Below are 21,122 nucleotides of genomic sequence, written 5' to 3'. Positions count from 1 at the left end.
ATGATTCGCCGAGGCGCTGCAATGTCAGCTTATGTAGCCGAAGCGGATCGCCTTTGCGATTGCCTGGATCCGGTTGACGCTGTCGAGCTTGATCGTCGCCGATCCGAGATAGGCATTGACGGTATGGACCGATAATCCCAGCTTTTCGGCAATTTCCTCGCTGATGCGCCCGTCACCGGCAAGCTGCAGGCAGGCAATCTCACGCTCGCTCAATGCTTCGGTGGTCTGCGAGCGGCGCTCATCCAGCGACAGAAGCTCCATCATGATCTGGCAGCTGCGGCCATGCAGCTCGATGATCATGTCGCTCGCAAGATCCATGAACTTCGCCGTGAAGACGATATAGCCGTTGCCGACCGCGCCCAGCCGCACCGGAAAAGCCACGCCGGCGAAGGGCAGAAGATGCGGCTTCAAGCGCTGCGTGAAAACGGCAAAGTCCGGCGTCTCGGCCGTGCTGTCGCTATCGCGCCCATTCCACATGAGCGGAAGCAGCGATTTGTCGATATGCTCGATCATGGCCTCGCCATAGGCTTCCACGAAGGATTTGCCGACGACGGAATTGGCCGAGCCCCAGTTGTCGAGTTCGCATACCAGCCGCTGCTTGTGCGGCAGGCCGGAGCCATGAAGGCGATAGACGGCGAAATGCTGCGCATCGATCAGCTTCTGCATCGACACCAGCTTCGGAAAGAGATCGGAGCGGCCAGAAATCCTGCCGGAACGGCTAAGCCGCGATTCGTTCGGCCTATCCGTCGTCCTGTCTGGCTGATAGCGCATCCGGTAAGCCCTTAAACGAGATTGTTTCGCACCGCGAAGGCGATGGCCTCCGAGCGGGTCTTGGTGGCGGTCTTGCGCATGACGCTGGTGATGTAATTGTTGATGGTGTTGCGCGAGATCCCGAGAATCATGGCAATCTCGTCGCTCGTCTTGCCCTCGGCGATCCAGGACAGGCATTCCAGCTCGCGCTCGGTCAGATCGAAATCGCGCTCCGGCTTGCCTTCGGCGCACCGGGTGGAGCTCGCGAGATAGCCCGACAGCAGGCCGACATCGCGCAACCGCTCCGATGAAAGCATCGCTGCTTCACGCGCCAGCAACAGCAGAGAGAAACGCGTACGCCCGACATTGAAGCTCAGGGCATGATATTGCCGGCCGACGCCATCAGGCAGGGTGACGTCGTCTGGCAAGAGCGCGACGTTCGGCTGAAACAACGACAGGCATTTTTCCAGCTCGCCGATGCGGCTATAACCGCTGGTCAGTTCGGCCGCCAGGCGCCTGACGAGATCAAAGGGCCAATCGGAGGCAATGACGAAGTCGAGGCCGCTTTCCTGGATAAGATCGGAGCGCACGAGCAGATAGTGGGAGGCGCCGGCATAGCTGGCCAACGCATGCAGGCCGGCCTGTAGATAGGCCGGGCCCGAAACGGCATTCAGGTGCGGAACGAGCTGCTCGCGTGACATGGCTCCGGCAGGCACGGCTGGTCGCACATCCCTATCGCCTCTGCTCGCCTGCGATATCTGCATGTCCATACTTGCATTTCCTGCCACTGTTGGGCGATAGGCCGTCAACGAGAGCATTGTTTCATCAGAAACCGGCAGGTCACACCGGAAAATCGACAAGGATTCTCCATAAGCGTCCAAGCCGGATATTCTCTACCGCGACACAAATACATCCCGGCGGAAGCGGGGAGATGAGCGCACCCATCTCTGAATTTCACGTCGGCAATCGTGCTGGCATGGACCGCCGCCAACTCGATCCACGAAGCATGAACTGATTTTTCCGCGCTCCGGAATCTGCAGACGCTTTAAACATGCGAAACGCGGAAAACCAGGGCCAATTGGCTCCCAATACACGGCTATTACGCAATAGGCATGCCGTTTGTAAGTCGATTCTTTCTACCCAGCAACTGGATATCCGGGGAAATTCCATCTTACGAACGCGTCAATTTACTTGGAAGCGGCTAATTGATCACAGTTGAAACGGCAAATATCGGCAAGATTAACGCGCCGCCGTTGCTGTAACGAAAAAGGACCGGGAGATCTCCCGGTCCTTTGTTCAGGCCGCTTGGTCGACAGCCCATTTTCTGAGGATCTTTGCGGCGCGCTCTTCGCTGATTTCCACCATGCGCGACAGGCGACGCTCCGGCCCTTCCTTGACGCGACGGTTGAAGGTGCCGCCATCGTCGCCCATCGTCAGCATATCGTCGGTGCCGTCGAAGCCGAAGTCCGAGCCGAAGCCGTCCATCAGCGCCGCGCCGGGACCACCCACGGCAGGCGCGAAGTCCGGCAATTCCAGCCCGGCCGCTTCCGGCAATGCCGTGCCATTTGCGGAGCCGCCGAGCGAGCGGATCAGCGGACGGAAGCCCATCCAGACGATGAGGAAGGCGACCGCGACGAAGGCGAGCGAATTGATGATGCCGGCCATGTTGCGGCTCAGCATGTCCGTGATGCTGAAGCTGGAAGATGTATCTTCAAGCAGCTGGTTGTCGAGGAAATCCATTGCGTTGACTGTGACCATGTCGCCGCGCGCCGTGTCGACGCCAGCGGCCGTCGCGACGATCTTCTGCATCTCGGCGATATAGGCATCGACTTTGGCCTGATCCGCGCCTTCGCCGAGCATCTTCGCAATGCGGCCCTTGTTGACCACCACCGCGACGGACAGCTTTTCGATCTTGTAGCTGTTGCGCGTCGTCGCCGTCATCTTGCTGTTGATTTCGTAGTTGGTCTGCTCTTCGCGCTTGTCGGACTGGTCGTTCGACGTCGGCGTCTTGCCGCCGGATTGCGGGGCCGCCTGCGGAATATTCTGTTCCACGGTTGCGGCGGTGTCGGGCTGGTTCTGCTGCGACTTCTGCGCTTCCTTCACCGTGCGGACCGAGCGTTCGACTTTCGAGTCCGGATCGTAGGTGGTTTCCTGCACCTGCTGACTGTCGGTGTTGAGCTGCGCCGTGACGCTCGAGCGGAAGTTGTCCGTGCCGAGGAAAGGTGCGAGCGCCTTGTTGATGTTGGATTCGACTTCGCTCTGTACATTCTGCACGATGCCGAGATTGCGGCTCAGGGCGCCATTGCTCGCGTCATCACCCGATGCAAGCAGCTGCCCCGTCGAGTCGAGGATCGTGACGTCATCGACCTCCAGGCCCGGAACGGCGGAGGCGACAAGGTGGCGGATAGCCGCCGCGGATTTGCGGGCCGCTTCCGCGCTGGCGCGGATCATGACGGACGCCGTCGGCTTCTGATCCGCCTTCCGGAAATTGCCGACGTCCTGCATGACGATATGGACGCGGGCGGCGCTGATGCCGGCGATCGAGGTAATGGTGCGGCCGATTTCACCCTCGAGTGCGCGCACGCGGGTGACTTCCTGCATGAAGGAAGTCAGGCCAAGCGAACCGACATTATCGAACAGCTCGTAACCGGCCTTGCCGCTATTGGGGAGGCCGCGCTCGGCGAGCAGGGCGCGGGCCTTGCCGGTCATGCCGGCCGGAACGGTCAGGCTCGTGCCGTCAGTGCCGACCTGGAAATTGATCTTTGCCTCTGCGAGAGCGATGCTGATCTGGTTGAGATCGGTCGCATCCAGGCCGACATAAAGCGTCTCCTGCGCGGGCTTATTGACGTAAAGGGCCGCAAAAAGGATCAGCAGCATGGAGACAGCGCCGACACCTCCCAGGATCATCAGCCGCGTTCTCCCGAGATTCTGAATATTCCGAAGCAGGGGAACTAATTGATTTAACAGATTCATTCTGTTCTCGCACGATTCGTCAAAGACCTGATGGCTTTGCACCCTGCGGCGAAAATAGAAATCGAAACTTGTGCGAGCGTTTCGTCCGGCTGGAAAAACCAGGAAAAAGTCGTAGGAAACGATGCGGATTATATAAGAAAAACAGTATCCATTGCCGCCGGCCGGATCAGAAGAAATCAAAATCGCCGGCAGCCTTCGCCATGGGCTGAGAATGTGCGTGGAAACCGCCGCCGCCAAGCGCCTTTTGCATCTCCGTCAGCTTGACCAGGCTCAATGCCGTTGCCAGATCGACCGTCCAGCCCTCGGGCATGGTTCCGGCGATCGTGTCGATGAATTCGGCGATGCCGCGGGTCTTCTGCACCGCAAGGTCGATGCCCTGAACAACCTTCATCGCCTCCGGCGAGGCCATCATGTTGGCGTCGCTGATATCGAGCAGCTGCGGCTCGATGCGTTCGATCAGATAGGCGACATCATGCAATTCGGAAACGACCCGCAGGAGGATGGCGGGAAGCGTCTCCTCGTTGGCTGCCGTTTCAATGCGCTGGAAGGGGGTCATGCGGAAGCCTCGCTGATCAGAAAAATTCGATCGTATTGTCGACCGGCTTGGGAGCCACGACCGGACGCTGTTCCAGCGCAACGGTCTTCTGCGTTTCCGCACCGGTCAGCGGGTATTGCCTGGCTCTTCCGGAGATCGGCCAAAATTCGATCTTGCGTCCATGCTCGCCGCCCGTGCTGGAGCTGACGACCGGTATGCCTTCGTCTTTCAAAAACTGCATGGCGAAAACAGCATTCTGCTCGCCGACATTGGAGAAGGTCGCGATCGTCTTGGCACCGCCGAAGATTTTTGCCTCCAGCCGATCGCGCCGTGCGCCCTTCTTCAAGAGGCCGTTGATCAGAAGCTCCATCAGGTGCACGCCGTAACGCGTCGCATCGCCGCCACTCATCGGCGAGCTGGCCATTCCCGGGAGGAGGAAATGGTTCATCCCGCCGACGCCGGCGATGGGATCGCGCAGGCAAGCCGCCACGCAAGAGCCGAGGATGGTCGTCAGCACCACTTCGGGATCGCTGATGACCTTGTACTCGCCCTGAATGATATGCACGCGACGGGCAGCACCCTCGACGATCATTTCAGCGCTCCGAAGACAGCCTCGATGGCGGCTTTCATCTTCTCGATGGTGAAGGGCTTGGCAAGCACGTTGTTGGCCCCGAGCTGCGCCGCCTTCTGGACCAGCGCGCGGTCGCCTTGCGCCGTCAGGATGATGAAGGCCGCCTTCTTCGTCGTCGGGTTTGTCCGGACTGCCTGCAGCAGACCGAGCCCGTCCATTTTCGGCATGTTGAAATCGGAGATGACCAGATGGTGCGGCTGCTGCTCCATGATCTTCATTCCCTGCTCACCGTCGCCGGCGGCCGTGATCTGCTTGAAGCCGAGCTGCGTCAGAGCATCGCTCAGCAACAGGCGGCTGGTGACCTGATCGTCGACGATCAGAACTTTGATTTTCTCCGCTAGAGACATTATTCGCTCCCTTCCTTTCGGGCGGCTGTTATCTTCAAAATTTCCTCGCCAATGGCGTTCAGCGGAAACTGGTGTTCGACGGCGCCAAGCTCGTGGGCGACCCTCGGCATGCCGTAGACCACGCAGGTCTTTTCGTTCTGGCCGATGGTGCGCGCACCGGCGTGGCGCATCTTGAGGAGACCGGCGGCGCCATCGCGCCCCATACCGGTCAGGATTACGCCGACGGAATTGCGGCCTGCCAATTCGGCAACCGAATCAAAGAGCACGTCGACGGAAGGGCGATGTCCGTTCACCGGCCCGCCGTCTACAAGACGGCAATGGGGCGCAGAGGCGTTGGCAACCCGCAGGTGCCTTTCGCCGCCCGGCGCCAGATAGATCTTGCCGATTTCCAGCCGCGCGCCATCGGTCGCCTCCTGGACAACAGGCGCGCAGAGCCGGTTCAGCCGTTCCGCGAAACTGCGCGTGAAGGTCGGCGGCATATGCTGCGTGATGACTGTCGGCGGGCAGTTGGCCGGGAATTTCTGCAGCACATTGATCAGTGCCTCGACACCGCCGGTGGAGGAGCCGATAGCGACGATCTTGCGTCCCACGCGGAAATCCGAAACGGCCGGGGGCGGCACGCGCTGGGCGGCCGGCTTGACATATTGCCGCTGGGAGCGGGCCGCCGCCTTTACCTTATCCGCCAGGTCGCCGAAAGGATGCGGCTCGCCCGGCGAAGGCTTTCCGACGCAGTCGAATGCGCCGATCTCGAGGGCTGCGAGCGTCGCATCGGCACCGCGATGCGTCATCGTGGAGACCATGATGACGGGCATGGGCCTCAGCGTCATGATCTTTTCGAGGAATTCGAGGCCGTTCATGTTCGGCATCTCGATGTCGAGGGTGACGACGTCGGGATTGAGCGCCTTGATCGCGGCGCGCGCCTCAAGCGCGTCACCGGCCTGGCCGACGACGTCGACTTCCGGGTCGGCGCGCAATACGGCCGTGATCAGGCCGCGCATGGTCGGGGAGTCGTCGACCACAAGAACACGGGCAGCTGCACTCATGGCTTCCTCCCCGCGTTCTTGCCGAGATAGCGATAGGTGGTGATGCCGATATTGTCGAAGACGTGCTTCGCGTCGCCGGAGACCCGCTCGGAATGACCGATATAAAGATGGCCGCTGTCATGCAGCTGGCCGGCAAAGCGCGACCAGATCTTCGTCTGTGTCGGCTCGTCGAAATAGATGACGACGTTGCGGCAGAAGATGACGTCGAACATGCCCTTGAAGGGCCATTGCGCCAGCAGGTTCAGCTCGTTGAAGGTGATCAGCCGCTTGACGCGATCGTCGATCTGGAATTTGCGCCTGCCCTGGACATTGACCTCCTGGAACCATTGCTTGCGCATGGCGGGCGAGATCGTTTCGACCGCGGTGTCATCATAGGCGCCGGCGCGGGCAAGCCCGAGGATCTTGGGATCGATATCCGTCGCCAGGATCTTGAAATCGAAGTCCGCGGCATTCGGCATCAGCCCCAGCACGGTCAACGCTATCGAATAGGGCTCCTGCCCATCGGAGCAGGCGGCCGACCAGATGCGCACCCGGCCGCCGGCCTTGGCCCGCGCCAAGAGGCCCGGCAGAACCTCGTCGCGCAGATGATCGAAATGATGGTTTTCGCGGAAAAAGCGCGTGAAATTGGTCGTCAGATGCGACAGCATCTCACGTCGGGCCGCACTTCCCGCCGGCGAGGAAACCAGCATGCAGTAATCGCGGAAACCGGCGAGACCCAGCGCGCGGATATGCTTCGACAGTCGCGAATAGACGAGCGACGCCTTGCTCTCGTTGAGCGAAATGCCCGCATCCGCATAGATCATGGCGGCGATTTCCATGAGGTCGCGCCGCGTCAGCGGATATTCGCCGCTTGCCAGCACCTCGTCCGGAGACGCCTTGAAATCCATAGCTCCCATCATGCTCATGCAGCCTCGCTTTCGCTTTCAGGGAATAGGGCTTCCAACTCGATCAGGCAGATCATCCGACGATCGATCGCCACGATGCCGCGCGCAAACTGCCGCTCGTGATCGGAGGAGACTTCCGGTGTCGGCTGGATGCTGTCGTCGGTGATCGTCAGGATGTCCGACACCGCGGCGACGAGAAGACCGACCGCCTTGCGCTTGACCTGGGCCACGATGATGACATGCCGCGCCGTCGGCTCCGTGCGCTTCATGCCGAGCCGCGCGGAGAGATCGATGATCGGCAAGACCGCTCCGCGCAGATTGATGACGCCGAGCACATAGCCAGGCGCATGCGGCATGGTCGTCGCGGGCGTCCAGCCGCGAATTTCGCGGACCGACATGATGTCGACGCAGAATTCCTGGTCGCCGATGCGGAAGGCGATCAGCTCGCGGACCCCCTGGGTCAGGTTCTTGACGGCATAGGACATAAACTCACCCCACCGCTGCGTAAGACATTTCGGGCTTCAGCGACTGGCCGCGCGAAGCGCCGACCACGGCATCAACATCAAGGATCAGCGCCACGCGGCCATCGCCGAGAATGGTCGCGGCCGCAATGCCCGCCACATGGGTGTAGTTGGCCTCGAGGCTCTTGATGACCACCTGACGCTGGCCCTGGATGGCATCGACCATGAGGGCGCGCTGTCCGCCGCCTTCCGATTCCACCAGCAGCGCGACGCCTTCGACCGGATTGGCCTGGGTGGCCCGGAAGTTCAGGATGCGGCCGACATCGACCAGCGGGCAGAAACTGTTGCGGATCGAGATCAGGCGATGGTTCGAGCCGAAGGAATGGATGGCGGAAGCCTCGGGCTGCAGCGTCTCGACGATCGCCGTCAGCGGCACGACCAGGGTCTGGCCGGCAACCGTCACCACCATGCCGTCTAGGACGGCGAGCGTCAGCGGCAGGCTCATGGTGAAGACCGAGCCCTGCCCCGGCCTGGAGCTGATGTTGATGCGGCCGCCGAGTGCCTGGATCGAGCGCTTGACCACGTCCATACCGACGCCACGGCCGGAAATGTCCGAGATCTTGTCGGCGGTCGAGAAACCCGGCAGGAAGATCAGATTGTCGATCTCTTCGTCCGAAAGATTGGCGTCGGCCGGGATCAGGTCGTTGTCGATGGCCTTCTGGCGCACCTTCTCGCGGTTGATGCCGGCGCCATCGTCGGCAAGTTCGATCAGGATGCGGCCGGAACGGTGCTTCGCGGTCAGGCGAACCGTGCCTTCCGGGTTCTTGCCGAGCGTCGCGCGTTTTTCCGGCGTTTCGATACCGTGGTCGACGGCATTGCGGATCATGTGCGTCAACGGTTCGGCCAGCTTGTCGATAACAGTCTTGTCGACTTCGGTGTTTTCGCCTTCGGTGATCAAGCGGATCGACTTGCCGGTCATGTCGGCGATTTCGCGAACGATGCGCGACATGCGCTGGAAGACGGGCTTCACCGGCTGGGCGCGGATCGCCATGACGCTGTCCTGGATCTCGCGGGTGAGCTGCTGCAGCTCTTCGAGACCCATGTTGATCGAGGATGCGCCGTTGTTATCGTTCTCGATGACGCTCTGGGACAGCATCGCCTGGTTGATGACGAGCTCGCCGACGAGGTTGATCAGGCGATCGACGCGGTCGAGGTCGACGCGGATCGTCTGGCCGACGCCGGCGGCGGCGGCGTTGTTCTGCGCGGCGGCCGCATTGGCGGCAGCGGCGGCGGCAAGGGCAGCTTCCTTCTTTTCGACGCGCGCCGTAGCGGAGGCCAGCTGGGTGACGTTGCTCGCGATTTCCGCGGCGGCCACGGCGGCGGCGACATCATTCTTCGGAGCCGCTGCCTCCTTCACTTGTCCGGCGGCCGGTGCGGCGCCGTCATCATCAAGGGCGGAGAGATCGAAGGGTACAGGCACCATCGGCAATTCGTCGTTGCCAGAGGAGCCGGCGCCGCCTTCGGCCTGCCTGATATCGAGATCGCAATCCCATTCGGCAAATTCGAAGACGGTGCGAATGGCGTCTTCGCCCTTGTCCGTCTTGATCGAGATCGTCCATCTGAAATAGGCGCTTTCGGGATCGAGATCGGGAAGACCCGGCAACATGTCCATGTCGCAAAAGATATTCATTTCGCCCAGCCGCGCGAGGTCTCGCAGCAGCAGCGTCGCGTCGTTGCCCTTGGCGTAGAGCTCGGAGCGCGGCATGAAGTCGACTTCATACGCCGGCACGCCGTCGCCGGCCGGCTCATCACCACCGAAATCGTCATCGAAGCTGAAGGGGATCGGCTGGAAACCGCTTTCGTCCGTCGCAGCCGGTGTCGCGGGCTTGGGAGCGGCCTCGATGACGACCGCGGCAGAGGGCGCGGGCGGATTGCCATTTGCCAGCGCTTCCAGTTCCTTGACCAGGCCGCGGCTGCGGGCCTGATCGACACTGCCGCCATCGCGTGCGGCATTGGTGAGATCCGCCAGAACGTCGGCGGCCTTGAGCATGACCTTCAGGACATCCTGGGTCGGCTCCAGCTTGTTGGATCGAACGCAATCAAGCGTGGTCTCGAAGACGTGGGCGAATGCGACCAGGTCATCCAGACCGAAGGCACCTGCCCCACCCTTGATGGAATGAACGGCGCGGAACACGGCATTGACGGTTTCCGGATCACGGTCGCCGTCATTCATTTTCAGGAGACCGGATTCCAGTTCGGCGAGCTGCTCTTCGCACTCCTGGAAGAAAATCTCTTTGATTTCGTTCATATCCATGAGGGGTGGATCCTGTTTAGGCGGTTACGCGCTCGATGGCATCGATCAGCTTGGCGGGGTCGAACGGCTTGACGATCCAGCCGGTCGCACCAGCCTGGCGGGCACGGTTCTTCTTCTCCGCATCGCTTTCGGTCGTCAGCACGAGGATCGGAACCGCGCGGTATCTGTCGTTGCGGCGCACGCCCTCGATGAACCCGAAGCCATCGAGGCGCGGCATGTTGATGTCCGTGACGATGACGTCGGGATTGGCTTCTTCCAGAATTTCCAGGCCCTCGACGCCGTCTTCGGCCTGAATGGTCTCGAAACCCGCATTGTTGAGGGTGACGAGAAGCATGTTTCGGATGGTTCGTGAATCATCCACGGTCAGCACTTTTTTCTTCATTGCCGGATCTCCTTGGCAAGCAGATGGGAGATATCCACCCCGATCACCTGCATTGTTTTTTGAAATGCATCCGACACCTTGGAGAAGGTGAAGGAGAGCTTGTCCTCATCCCAGGTCTTGGCGGCGGCCATGATGACCTGAACGCACAAGGCCCCGATCCTTTCGACGCTGGACGCATCGATGGCGACATTGCTGCCGCGCATCCCCATCAACGTGCCGCGAAGGGCAGAAGCCTCGTTGAGGTCCAGCACCGCGGCCAGACTGATTGTCTTTTCGCCTTTCTTGCTCGGCATCGCTTCATTCCTCGTTGTCTGAAATCGGACTAACCGGTCCGCATGTGCATGAAACTGAAAGATCAATAGGCATTGCGCTCGCCTCCCGCTGCGGTTCTGCGAGGCGGGAAGTCGAAATCCGCCATCTCGTCCTCGTCCCGCCCGATGCCGGGCTCATCGCGGGTGGGAATCTGTCGCTGCTGAGCGGCTTTCACCGGCGCTGAAGATGCCGCGTGGCGCCGCTCGCGCTCGATACGGAACTCGCGAATGGTCCGGCCGAGCTCGACGACGACGCTATGCAGATGATCGGCGCCTTCCTCGGAGCGGCTTGCCTCGTTCCCGGCGGCTGCCGCACGCTCGCTATAGCCGCCGATATCTGATGTCAGCGTCTTAAGTCCGGCGACCTGCTCGTCACTGGCCGCCGCAATCCCGGAGATCGCCTCGTTGATATCGGTCACCTGGCGGACGATGCTGCCGATCGCATCCTGGGTGCGGCCGACCATCTGGACGCCGGCATCCACCTGCGCCTTGGTGCCCGTCACCAGAACCTTGATCTCGCGCGCGGCATCGGCGGAACGCTGCGCAAGTGCGCGAACCTCTTGCGCGACGACGGCAAAGCCACGGCCGCTGTCGCCGGCACGGGCAGCCTCGATACCGGCATTCAGGGCGAGCAGATTGGTCTGGAAGGCAATCTCGTCGATGACGCCGATGATCTGGCCGATCTTTTCGGCTGATGTCTCGATATCGGACATGGCCGAGATCGCCTGGCCGACGATCCGGCCGCTGTCTTCCGCGGCCACGCGGGTCGATGCCGTGACCCGCTCGGCCGAGCGGGTATTCGCCGCATTGCCGCGCACCTGCTCGGCAAGTTCCGCGAGCTGCCGCGCGGAGACTGCAAGCGCACGCGATTGTTCGGACGATTTTTCCGCCAGCGAGTTTGAGGCACGGGAAAGGGCGTCGCTTGCCGCCTCCGCCGCCTGTACGCCGCCGGACAAAGCCGAAAACTGTTGCTGGATGTCCGCCAGCGCCGCGTTCAAGGCTTCCGCGACCTCGGCATAGGCTTCAGGACAATCGGTCGTCATCCGGGTCGTCAGATCACGATCGGCAAGGCCGTTGGCGAGCTCGGCGATGAACGCCGCCGCCTCGCCGCGATCGGCGGCCCGCTGTTCGACCAGCGCCCGCTGATGACCGACCCGTAATTCGTTGAAGCGCAGCGATACCGCAATCTCGACATCGACCATGACGAGGCGCACGACTGATGTCACGAGCTCGCCGAGCTCCCGGGCGCGGCGCTTGGCCCCGGGCAGGATGGCGCGACCGCCCATTTCGTCGAGGAGACCGGCAAGAATGTGTTCCAGCATCACGCCGTGGCCCGCGACATGCCAGCGCGGGTCGAGACCCATCTTGCTTTCGCTGTCGGAAAGAACCTTGACGCGTTCGGCGTAGAGGCTGTCGAACCGTGCGTCCGTCAGCACATCCCAGTGCGAGGACTGCAGATCCTGAAGGCGTTCGAGCTGATTTTCGCTGGAAAAATTGCGCGCCGCGTCCGGGTGCGTCTGAAAACGATGGAAGAGATCGCGCAGGCCGGCTTTCAGATGCGCCTCGAGCATCGGCCGGTTGCGGCGCAAGGTATCGCACTGTCCGGCATCGAGACCAGCAAAACGCAAGCGGTCGCGAAGGCTGCCCGCCTGCGCCCTGCCTGCCTGATCTGATGGCGAATCCTGCGCCAATATCGTCCCGTCCCCGCCGAACTGCCGCGCGCCCAAGCGCCGGCGAAACCGCTGATGATCCGCGCCAGGCGCAATGAGGAGGCGAGGAAAGGCTGTCATCGCCTTCGATCGATCGATCGCGGCGCTGAAGCTCGCTCGTTCATCAAAGTCTGCTGCGGACCTGTTTGATGAAATGAATACCGGATCGGACCCGGTACGACGGGGCGGCTTCATGCCTGGTGAGAACGAGTCACAATTTTCCCATTCCGACGTTCAGGCTCAATATTTATGGTTAATTCCTTGCCCGAAGGTTAATGACGGAAGAAGGGGCGTTCGGTAATATTTCATCCTAAATTAGGCATTACTTTCAGATATAGTTTTTCGACCGGTAAGGACGCTGATCGCAAGTCACGAGCAAGCTTCATATCCTACTCTTCAGGGGATAGAGACAGCTTCGATGTCGATACGGAGAGAGCAATGATTGTTCTTGGTTTGACCGCCTCGCTGATGGCCAGCCTGACGCTTGCGGCCTTCATGCTTTTGTGCCGCATCGAGGAGACGCGCGGCAAAGCCGCTTCGCGCGTCCTTTAGGCACGCTGCAACAGATCTCGGATTTCAAAATCGGATGCGTGCCGCTTCGCGGCCACGTCGGTGTGTGCCGCCGTCTTCCGGATGACCGGGAGCTAGCTTTGGTCTCAATAGTTCCGTATTAAGCCTCACGATCAGGCACCGAGACCCATCCGTTAATGCTCGACACGACCCATTCCCGAACGACTGCCCGGAAACTTTCCCTGCAGGTGGCCCTCGCGATCATCTTCGGAGGGACGCTCTGGCGTATCCTCATGCTGCTGGTCAACAGGACCGACCTCTTCGTCGACGAGGCGCAATATTGGTTCTGGGGCCAGAATCTCGATTTCGGCTACTATTCCAAGCCGCCGATGATCGCCTGGGTGATCCGTTTCTTCAACACGATCTCCGGGTCGGACTCGACATTCTGGATCCGCATATCGGCGCCGCTCTTCCATCTCGCCACCGCCCTGATGCTCATGTGCACCACGCGGCGGTTGATCGACGGCGAGGAGGGACGCGAGATTGCCCCGTGGGTCGGCGTCATCTTCATCACCCTTCCGGCCGCTTCGCTTTCGGCCGTGCTGGTATCGACCGACACGATCCAGATCCTGTTCGTGACGATCGCGGTCTGGGCCTTTCTCGGCCTAACCAAGCGGTCTTCGGCGCTCGAGGCTTTCATCCTCGGCGCCAGTCTTGGCATCGCCTTCCTGACGAAATATTCGGTGCTCTTCCTTTTGCCGGGGGTCGGCATCGCCATGCTGACAATGCGCTCGGCGCGCATCGCCTGGCGGGACGTTGCCATTGCCGCCATCGTCGGCGCCATCGTCGTTTCCCCCAATCTCTGGTGGAACTTCGCTCATGATGCGGCGACCATAAAGCACACCGAAAACATTGCCCAATGGAGCAAGGATGGTGGCAGCAACGGCCTTTTGAAGCATGTGCTCAACGGGCTCGGCTTTTTCGGCGCGCAATTCGGCGTCGTCGGCCCGGTCATCTTCTATGCCCTGCTGTGGGCGACATGGCGGCTGATCCGCGGACAGAGCGACGACCGGGAAAAGCTGCTGTTCTGGCTATCTGTGCCCGTCGTGGCCCTGATCACGCTGCAGGCCCTGTTTGCCAAGGCCTATGCCAACTGGGCGGTCTCAGCCTATGCCGCCGGCACCATACTCGCGGTCTGGCTGCTTTACCGCCTGACGAAGAAGGGATTGAGCACCTCGCTGATCATCGGCGCCGTCGTCGCCTTCGTCATCCCGGTGATGACGGTCTTTGCCTATGACATCAAGCTGCCGAACGGCGATCTCGTCATGAAGCGCTATGTCGGCCGCACCATCATCAGCCAGGAAATCGCCGACATAGCGACTGAGGCGAAGACACCGGTCATCGTGGCCGAGGATCGCGATATCCTCGCCGATCTTTACTATACGTTGAAGGGCAAGCCCTTCCGGATCTATGCCCGCAAGTTCGCCGGTTTTCCCAATAACTACTACGAGCAGAATTTCTCCCTGCCGGCCGATGTGACCGGGCCGGTGCTGTATATCGACAACGGCTCGTTCGACTGTCCGGGTAGCCAGGTGGACCTCATCAAGAGCTGGTCGCCGCCGTTCGGCGACATGAAGGGCAAGACGCTTCATGCCTATCGCGTCGAAGCATCATGCCTTGCGCCCAAGCCCTGAGCCTTTGGAGACCATTGTCGTAGGACGGCAAGAAATCGCCAGCGCAACGGTTGACCCGTTCGCACAAGTGCATCATGACAGGCCGCACTATGAAGACGCGAGGCGTCCTGATATCATGACCGAACCGCCGGCGTTCGCGCCGGCAAAGGAATAAAGGCATTTCCGACCGTTGAGCCCGCTCGAATTCGGCGCCGCCGACAGCGAAGATAGAGACGACAGGACGCACCGCGCCGGAGCGCGCGTGATCGCCTCGCTGTTCGTCGCGTTTTTCGCCTATATCGGACTGGCGCTCGGTGGCGGCATCAATCTGGCCGCGCGCGCGGATGCGGATGCTCTCTCCTCCGGCAAGGATAGCCGACCGCTCTACCTTTCCCTGCGCGATCCGGTGCGCGGCATCGTCGTTGCCGACCGCCTGGTAACGCCGAAGGCCACCTGGCATGATATCGGACCGGCGATACTCGCGCCCCTCCCCTCTCTCGGCTATCTGGCCACGCCCTGGCAGCCACGCCATCCCGGCGATGCTGCTCGGCTCGAACCCCTGGCATTTAGCGCCTATTTCGCGCGCGGCCCTCCGAGCGACTTCGCGTAAGCTGTCGGCGCGGACGCGCCGTATCTCCGACATGACCTTAAGTCCGCCAGCGGCCCGACCGCCGGCATCAGCGTATTTTCAAGGATAATACCCATGCGCACCTCACCATGGCTCGTGGCGCTTTATACAGTCGTCATCCTGCTTGGCCTTCTTATCGCCCTGCCGAATGTGCTGCCGCCGGCGGCTCTCAGCAAAATCCCATCCTGGTTGCCGCATAGCCAGGTGTCTCTCGGCCTCGACCTTCGCGGCGGTTCCTATCTCGTGCTCGAAGTCGACGAGAAGGATCTGACCAACGGACGGCTGCAGTCGCTGCAGCAGGATGCACGCCGCGTACTGCGCGACAAGAATATCCAGGTCCGTTCGGTCGTCCGCAACGGCGATCAGATCGTCGTGACGCTCAATGACGCCACGCAGAGCAACGATGCCGTGACGCAGCTGCACACGCTCGCCAATACGATCACCGCGGGCCTTTCGGCCGGACAATCCGACCTGAACATCACGCCGAACGGCGCGTCCATCGCGATGTCCTTCTCGAAGGCGGGCATCTCCGCCAATGTCGATTCCGCCGTTCAGCAGAGCCTGGAAGTCATCCGCAAGCGCGTCGACCAAGTCGGCGTCGCCGAGCCGACCATCCAGCGCGTCGGCCCGAACCGCGTTCTCGTCCAGCTTCCGGGCGCGCAAGACCCGTCGCACCTGCGCGAACTTCTCGGCTCCACCGCGAAGATGTCCTTCCACCTGCTTGCCGACAACGCCGATCCGAACAATCCCGGCCCCGGCGTCACCATCCTCAAGGACGATAGGGGCACCAGCTATCCGGTTCTCGACCGTATCGAATTGTCCGGCGACCGGCTGACGGACGCTCGCGTCGGCTTCGATCCGAACACGCACCAGCCGCTCGTCACCTTCCGCTTCGATAGCGCCGGCGCCAACCGCTTTGCCGAAATCACCCGCGAAAATGTCGGCAAGCCCTTCGCCATCGTCCTCGACAACAAGGTGTTGAGCGCACCGAATATTAGCGAGGCGATCACCGGCGGTTCGGGCCAGATCTCCGGCAATTTCACCGCAGACAGCGCCACCACGCTTGCTGCCCTGCTGCGCGCCGGCGCCCTGCCCGCCAAGCTCACGGTCATCGAAGAGCGCACCGTCGGCGCCGACCTCGGCAGCGACGCGATCCAGAAAGGCATCTATAGCGGCCTGATCGGCTTCGCCTTGGTTGCCGCCTTCATCTTCGTGCTCTACGGCGCCTGGGGGATTCTCGCGAATGTTGCGCTGCTCATCCACACGATCCTGACCTTCTCGGCCCTGACGCTGGTCGGCGCCACGCTGACACTGCCCGGCATCGCCGGCGTCGTCCTCGGTATCGGCCTTGCGGTTGATGCCAACGTTCTCATCAACGAGCGCATCCGCGAAGAAACCCGCAAGGGCCGCGGCGCCTTCGCCGCCATCGATAACGGCTTCAAGAAGGCCTATTCGACGATTATCGACGGCAACATGACAGCCCTGATCGCCGCCGCTATCCTGTTCTATTTTGGCTCCGGCCCGGTTCGCGGCTTTGCCGTGACCATGGGTCTCGGCCTTATCATCTCGATGTTCACCTCCGTCGCCTTCGTGCGCGTCGTGATGATCGCCATCACCCGTCGCCGCAAGCTGAAGGTGATCAACATCAGGCCGCTGATCCCCTTCAGCCCCTATGACAAGCACATCCAGTTCATGAAGGCCCGCTTCTTCGGCGTCACCGTCTCGGCGATCCTGTCGATCGCCTCGGTGGTGCTATTCATCCATCCGGGCCTCAACTACGGCGTCGATTTCCGCGGCGGCATCCAGATGTCGGTGAAGACCAAGGATGCGGCCGATCTGGCGACGTTCCGCGAGGGCCTGAACACGCTCGGCCTCGGCGAAATTTCACTGCAGTCCTTCGGCGATAATAACAGCCTTCTTGTCCGCGCCCAGCGCCAGGACGGCGGCGAAGAGGCTCAGACGGCGGCAGTGACCAAGCTCAAGGCAGAAATCATCAAGATCGACCCGAGCGCGACCATCGAAGGCACCGATGTCATCGGTCCGAAGGTCTCGGGCGAGCTTGCCTGGGCCGGCATCCTGTCGGTCGTGATCGCCAGCCTGGCGATGCTGTTCTACATCTGGTATCGTTTCGAATGGCCGTTCGCGGTCGGCGCGATCGTCACGCTGGTACTCGACATCACCAAGGCAATCGGCTTCTTTGCGATCACCGGCCTCGATTTCAACCTGACGGCCATCGCCGCGATCCTGACGCTCGTCGGTTATTCGGTGAACGATAAGGTGGTGGTCTATGACCGCATGCGTGAAAACATGCGGCTCTACAAGTCGATGCCGCTGCGCGATATCATCGACAAGTCGATCAACGAGACCCTGGCGCGAAGCCTCTATACCAACGCCACCGCCTTCCTGGCGCTGGTGCCGATGGCGATCTGGGGCGGCAGCGCCGTCTCCAGCTTCGCGATCCCGATGGTGTTCGGCATACTTGTCGCTGGCGCCTCGTCGATCTTCATCGCAGCGCCGATCCTGCTCTTCCTCGGCGACTGGCGCCGCCGTCATGCCAAGGCTGTCGCCAACGACGCCAAGCCGGCGGACGACAAGTCCGGCAAGGACAACAAGCAGATCCCCGCGGCCGAATAAGCAGCCAATATATGAGAACAGGACATGCCCGGGCGCCGGGCATGTCCGTCAGCAGGACGAAAGCAGACCGAGCAAAATGCACGCGAGCGCCACCCGAAGATCGTAAAGCACTTCAGGAAATGGACGGCATATGCAACGGCAGGCCCGGACGGGGCGCCGTTATCTTCTCCACGACACCCTTTTCCTGTTCGCTGACGAGCAGGTGCTTGCCATCGACGGTGAAGGCGATGCCGCCCGGTCGCGCGCCATTGGTTCGGATATGGCCGGCCATCTTGCCCTCGGTATCGATCAGACAAATTTCGCCAAGGCCAGACATGGCACAATAAAGCGTGCCGCTGCGATCGAAGGCCAGGCCCGATGGCCCGCGCAGCACGTTTACCGCGGGCGACGTCATCGATTGCGCGAACATCTCCTGCCGTCCGCCGACGATCTGCCGATGGATTTTTCCGGTCAGCGTCTCGCTGTAGTAAAGCAGCCCGTCAGGCCCGAAGGCGATGCCGCTGGCAAGCAGCAGGCCGGCGGCCAGGACGCGGATCACCCGGCCTTCGGCGGGATCGATCTGATAGACGCAGCCATTATAGGCAGCCTTGAAAAAATCTGGATGGATATGCCCTCTTTCCAGCAGGTCGGTGAGGCGAATGCCCGAATCGGTCATGTAAAGCAGGCCGTCGGGACCGAAAGCGAGCGCGTTCGGATAGAGAAACGGGCCGTCGGCACTCCCTTCTATCACCTGGCGGATCCGGCCTTGCGGCGAGAGCCTGATGAGCGAATTCTCCGGGCCGCCGGCCACCCAGAAGCAGCCGTCCCCATCGATCGCAATTCCGGTCGGGCTGCCGCCGATCCGACACAGCTCCTCATAGGCGCCGCTCGTGCTTAAAAGCTTCAGATAGCGGCGACTCGGATCCGTCTCAACAAGCGCGATGCGCCCATCCGGCAGAGCCACCAGTCCGCCAGGCAGGCGCAGCCCAGTGGCGATCGTTTCGTTCATATTCGGAAACCTTCACTCAACGCACTACTAACACCCATGCTCAAGACTGCCGCGCCATCATGATACATAAGAACGAACAAAGTCCTTTTCGAGCCACCTCGGCCAAATCCGAATGAAATTCTTACGCAAAACTTCGCATCGACGAGGGAATTTCCCCAAGCTTGACAGGTCCGGTCGATTCGGAACATCCATAGAACGCTCAGATATTTTCATGGCTGCGATTCGTCGCGGATCGTGCCCGGCTTCCTCGTCCATCCAGGAGAATTGATGACTGCCGCCTATCTGGAAAAATTGAACCCGGAGCAGCGGCTGGCGGTGGAACACGGCACGACCGCAGGCAACGGCCATGTCGCCGGACCGCTGCTCGTCATCGCAGGCGCCGGCTCCGGCAAGACGAATACGCTTGCCCATCGCGTGGCGCATCTGATCGTCAAGGGCGCCGACCCGCGCCGGATCCTGCTGATGACATTCTCGCGCCGTGCCGCCGCCGAAATGGGCCGCCGCGTCGAGCGGATCTGCCGCGAGGTGCTGGGTGCGAATGCCGGCATCAACGCCGATGCGCTTGCCTGGAGCGGCACCTTCCATGGCATCGGCGCGCGCCTGCTGCGTGACTATGCCGAACAGATCGGCATCGACCCGGCCTTCACGATCCACGATCGGGAAGACAGCGCCGACCTGATGAACCTCGCGCGCCACGACCTCGGCTTCTCCAAGACCGAGAACCGCTTTCCGACCAAGGCGACATGTCTTGCCATCTATTCGCGCTCCGTCAATGCGGAAGCGCCGCTCGACGGCGTGCTGCGCGACTTCTTCCCCTGGTGCGCCATGTGGGAGCAGCAGCTGCGCGATCTCTTTGCCGCCTATGTCGAGGCGAAGCAGGTGCAGAACGTGCTCGACTACGACGACCTGCTGCTCTACTGGGCGCATATGCTGCAGGAGCCGCTGATCGCGGAGGATATCGGCAGCCGTTTCGATCATGTGCTTGTTGATGAATATCAGGACACCAACCGGCTGCAGTCCTCCATCCTGCTGGCCCTGAAACCGGATGGCCGAGGATTGACCGTCGTCGGCGACGACGCGCAGTCGATCTACTCCTTCCGTGCCGCGACCGTACGCAACATTCTCGATTTCCCCAAGGCTTTCACGCCATCGGCCGATATCGTCACGCTCGACCGCAACTATCGCTCGACACAGCCCATTCTGGCCGCCGCCAATGCCGTGATCGATCTTGCCTCGGAGCGCTTCACCAAGAACCTGCGCACCGAGCGGCAGAGCACGGAACGCCCGCGGCTGGTGACGGTGCGCGACGAGGCCGATCAGGCGCGCTACATCGCCGACCAGGTGCTGGAAAATCGCGAGGGCGGCGCAAGGCTGAAGCAGCAGGCCGTGCTCTTCCGCACCTCCAGCCACAGCGGCCCCTTGGAAGTGGAGCTCACCCGGCGCAACATTCCCTTCGTCAAATTCGGCGGGCTGAAGTTTCTCGACAGCGCCCATGTCAAGGACATGCTGGCGGCGCTGCGCTTCGCCCAGAACCCGCGAGACCGCGTGGCCGGCTTCCGCCTGATGCAGCTTCTGCCCGGCGTCGGTCCTTCCACGGCACAGCGCGTGCTCGATCAGATCGGCGAGGAGGCAAGCCCGATCACGGCGCTGACGCAGCTTCCCCCGCCTCCGCGCACGGGAGACGACTGGACCGCTTTCGTCGAGACGATGCGGGACGTCAAAAGCGGCAAGGCCGGATGGCCGGCGGAAATCGGCCTGGTTCGCCAATGGTATGAGCCGCATCTGGAACGCGTGCATGAGGATGCTGCGACGCGCCAGGCGGATCTCGTCCAGCTCGAACAGATTGCCGCGGGCTACGGCTCGCGCGAGCGCTTCCTCACCGAACTGACGCTCGATCCGCCTGACGCGACCAGCGATCAGGCAGGCGCGCCACTGCTCGACGAGGATTATCTGATCCTTTCGACTATCCATTCCGCCAAGGGGCAGGAATGGACGAAGGTCTTCATCCTCAACGCCGTCGACGGCTGCATCCCCGCCGATCTCGCCGTCGGATCATCCGCCGAGATCGAAGAGGAACGGCGGCTGCTCTATGTCGCCATGACCCGGGCGAAGGACAATCTCGACCTCGTCACCCCGCAACGGTTTTTCGTGCATGGCCAGCATGCGCAGGGCGATAAACATGTCTTCGCCTCACGCACCCGCTTCATCCCGGCGACATTGCTGCAGTTTTTCGAGGTTTGCGGCTGGCCACAAGCGAAAGCCGAAAGCCCCGCCGCCATCCGGGCGCGACAGGTGCGCGTCGATGTGGGTGCGCGGATGCGCGGCATGTGGCGGTGAGTTGAAGCGATT

18 protein-coding genes are annotated in these 21,122 nt (G+C 61.7%); 4 read left to right on the top strand and 14 right to left on the bottom strand.

Going from position 1 to position 21,122, the window contains the following annotated elements:
* Positions 1–24: 24 nt before the first annotated feature.
* The 13 genes from CCGE531_RS03680 to CCGE531_RS03620 all read right to left on the bottom strand — a co-directional run bounded on the left by CCGE531_RS03680 (position 25) and on the right by CCGE531_RS03620 (position 12,322).
* The gene (locus CCGE531_RS03680; RefSeq protein ID WP_120662970.1) at positions 25–771 is read right to left on the bottom strand and encodes a helix-turn-helix transcriptional regulator; all 747 of its coding nucleotides are present in this window, start codon (positions 769–771) and stop codon (positions 25–27) included.
* Positions 772–782: 11 nt separating this feature from the next.
* Positions 783–1,520, bottom strand: coding sequence for a LuxR family transcriptional regulator (locus CCGE531_RS03675; protein ID WP_120662969.1), 738 nt, complete (start codon positions 1,518–1,520; stop codon positions 783–785).
* A gap of 526 nt (positions 1,521–2,046) precedes the next feature.
* On the bottom strand, positions 2,047–3,723 hold the full coding sequence (gene fliF / locus CCGE531_RS03670) for a flagellar basal-body MS-ring/collar protein FliF (protein WP_120662968.1): 1,677 nt from the start codon (positions 3,721–3,723) through the stop codon (positions 2,047–2,049).
* Between the two features lie 166 nt (positions 3,724–3,889).
* Positions 3,890–4,279, bottom strand: a complete 390-nt coding sequence (locus tag CCGE531_RS03665; RefSeq protein ID WP_120662967.1) for a hypothetical protein — start codon at positions 4,277–4,279, stop codon at positions 3,890–3,892.
* Positions 4,280–4,295: 16 nt separating this feature from the next.
* Positions 4,296–4,850 carry a chemoreceptor glutamine deamidase CheD gene (gene cheD / locus CCGE531_RS03660; RefSeq protein ID WP_120662966.1) on the bottom strand — a complete coding sequence of 185 codons (555 nt, stop codon included), beginning with the start codon at positions 4,848–4,850 and terminating at the stop codon, positions 4,296–4,298.
* Positions 4,847–5,236, bottom strand: coding sequence for a response regulator (locus tag CCGE531_RS03655; protein ID WP_004128537.1), 390 nt, complete (start codon positions 5,234–5,236; stop codon positions 4,847–4,849). The genes cheD and CCGE531_RS03655 overlap by 4 nt, the downstream gene beginning before the upstream one ends.
* Positions 5,236–6,279 carry a protein-glutamate O-methylesterase CheB gene (gene cheB / locus CCGE531_RS03650; protein WP_120662965.1) on the bottom strand — a complete coding sequence of 348 codons (1,044 nt, stop codon included), beginning with the start codon at positions 6,277–6,279 and terminating at the stop codon, positions 5,236–5,238. The genes CCGE531_RS03655 and cheB overlap by 1 nt, the downstream gene beginning before the upstream one ends.
* The gene (cheR, locus tag CCGE531_RS03645; RefSeq protein WP_120662964.1) at positions 6,276–7,184 is read right to left on the bottom strand and encodes a protein-glutamate O-methyltransferase CheR; all 909 of its coding nucleotides are present in this window, start codon (positions 7,182–7,184) and stop codon (positions 6,276–6,278) included. The genes cheB and cheR overlap by 4 nt, the downstream gene beginning before the upstream one ends.
* Complete coding sequence (locus CCGE531_RS03640) at positions 7,181–7,648, bottom strand: chemotaxis protein CheW (protein WP_120662963.1); 468 nt, start codon at positions 7,646–7,648, stop codon at positions 7,181–7,183. Before CCGE531_RS03640 ends, cheR begins: the two co-directional genes overlap by 4 nt.
* A 4-nt stretch (positions 7,649–7,652) precedes the next feature.
* Positions 7,653–9,938, bottom strand: a complete 2,286-nt coding sequence (locus CCGE531_RS03635; protein ID WP_120662962.1) for a chemotaxis protein CheA — start codon at positions 9,936–9,938, stop codon at positions 7,653–7,655.
* A 16-nt stretch (positions 9,939–9,954) separates the two neighbouring features.
* The gene (gene cheY1, locus CCGE531_RS03630; protein ID WP_004128526.1) at positions 9,955–10,320 is read right to left on the bottom strand and encodes a chemotaxis response regulator CheY1; all 366 of its coding nucleotides are present in this window, start codon (positions 10,318–10,320) and stop codon (positions 9,955–9,957) included.
* Entirely contained in the window at positions 10,317–10,613 is a 297-nt protein-coding gene (locus CCGE531_RS03625) for an STAS domain-containing protein (protein WP_120662961.1), read from the bottom strand. The genes cheY1 and CCGE531_RS03625 overlap by 4 nt, the downstream gene beginning before the upstream one ends.
* Before the next feature lie 62 nt (positions 10,614–10,675).
* Positions 10,676–12,322 (bottom strand): globin-coupled sensor protein, encoded by a 1,647-nt coding sequence (locus CCGE531_RS03620; protein WP_120666447.1) that lies wholly within the window; start codon positions 12,320–12,322, stop codon positions 10,676–10,678.
* Between the two features lie 725 nt (positions 12,323–13,047).
* Between CCGE531_RS03620 and CCGE531_RS03615 the strand changes: the two genes are divergently transcribed.
* The 3 genes from CCGE531_RS03615 (at position 13,048) to secD (ending at position 17,785) form a co-directional block, all read left to right on the top strand.
* Entirely contained in the window at positions 13,048–14,544 is a 1,497-nt protein-coding gene (locus tag CCGE531_RS03615) for a glycosyltransferase family 39 protein (RefSeq protein ID WP_120662960.1), read from the top strand.
* Positions 14,545–14,713: 169 nt separating this feature from the next.
* Positions 14,714–15,133 (top strand): hypothetical protein, encoded by a 420-nt coding sequence (locus CCGE531_RS03610; RefSeq protein ID WP_120662959.1) that lies wholly within the window; start codon positions 14,714–14,716, stop codon positions 15,131–15,133.
* Positions 15,134–15,226: 93 nt separating this feature from the next.
* Positions 15,227–17,785: a protein translocase subunit SecD gene (secD, locus tag CCGE531_RS03605; protein ID WP_120662958.1), complete on the top strand. Its 2,559-nt coding sequence runs from the start codon at positions 15,227–15,229 to the stop codon at positions 17,783–17,785.
* 112 nt (positions 17,786–17,897) lie between these two features.
* Here the strand turns inward: secD and CCGE531_RS03600 are convergent, their stop codons facing one another.
* Positions 17,898–18,773 (bottom strand): SMP-30/gluconolactonase/LRE family protein, encoded by an 876-nt coding sequence (locus tag CCGE531_RS03600; RefSeq protein ID WP_120662957.1) that lies wholly within the window; start codon positions 18,771–18,773, stop codon positions 17,898–17,900.
* A 267-nt stretch (positions 18,774–19,040) separates the two neighbouring features.
* Here CCGE531_RS03600 and CCGE531_RS03595 point away from each other — a divergent pair, with 267 nt between their 5' ends.
* Positions 19,041–21,110: an ATP-dependent helicase gene (locus CCGE531_RS03595; protein WP_120662956.1), complete on the top strand. Its 2,070-nt coding sequence runs from the start codon at positions 19,041–19,043 to the stop codon at positions 21,108–21,110.
* The last annotated feature ends 12 nt before the right edge of the window (positions 21,111–21,122 follow it).

This window comes from Rhizobium sp. CCGE531 (assembly GCF_003627795.1).
In the GTDB taxonomy this organism is placed as follows: Bacteria; Pseudomonadota; Alphaproteobacteria; order Rhizobiales; family Rhizobiaceae; genus Rhizobium.
This window is presented reverse-complemented; position numbering and strand designations above follow the sequence as displayed.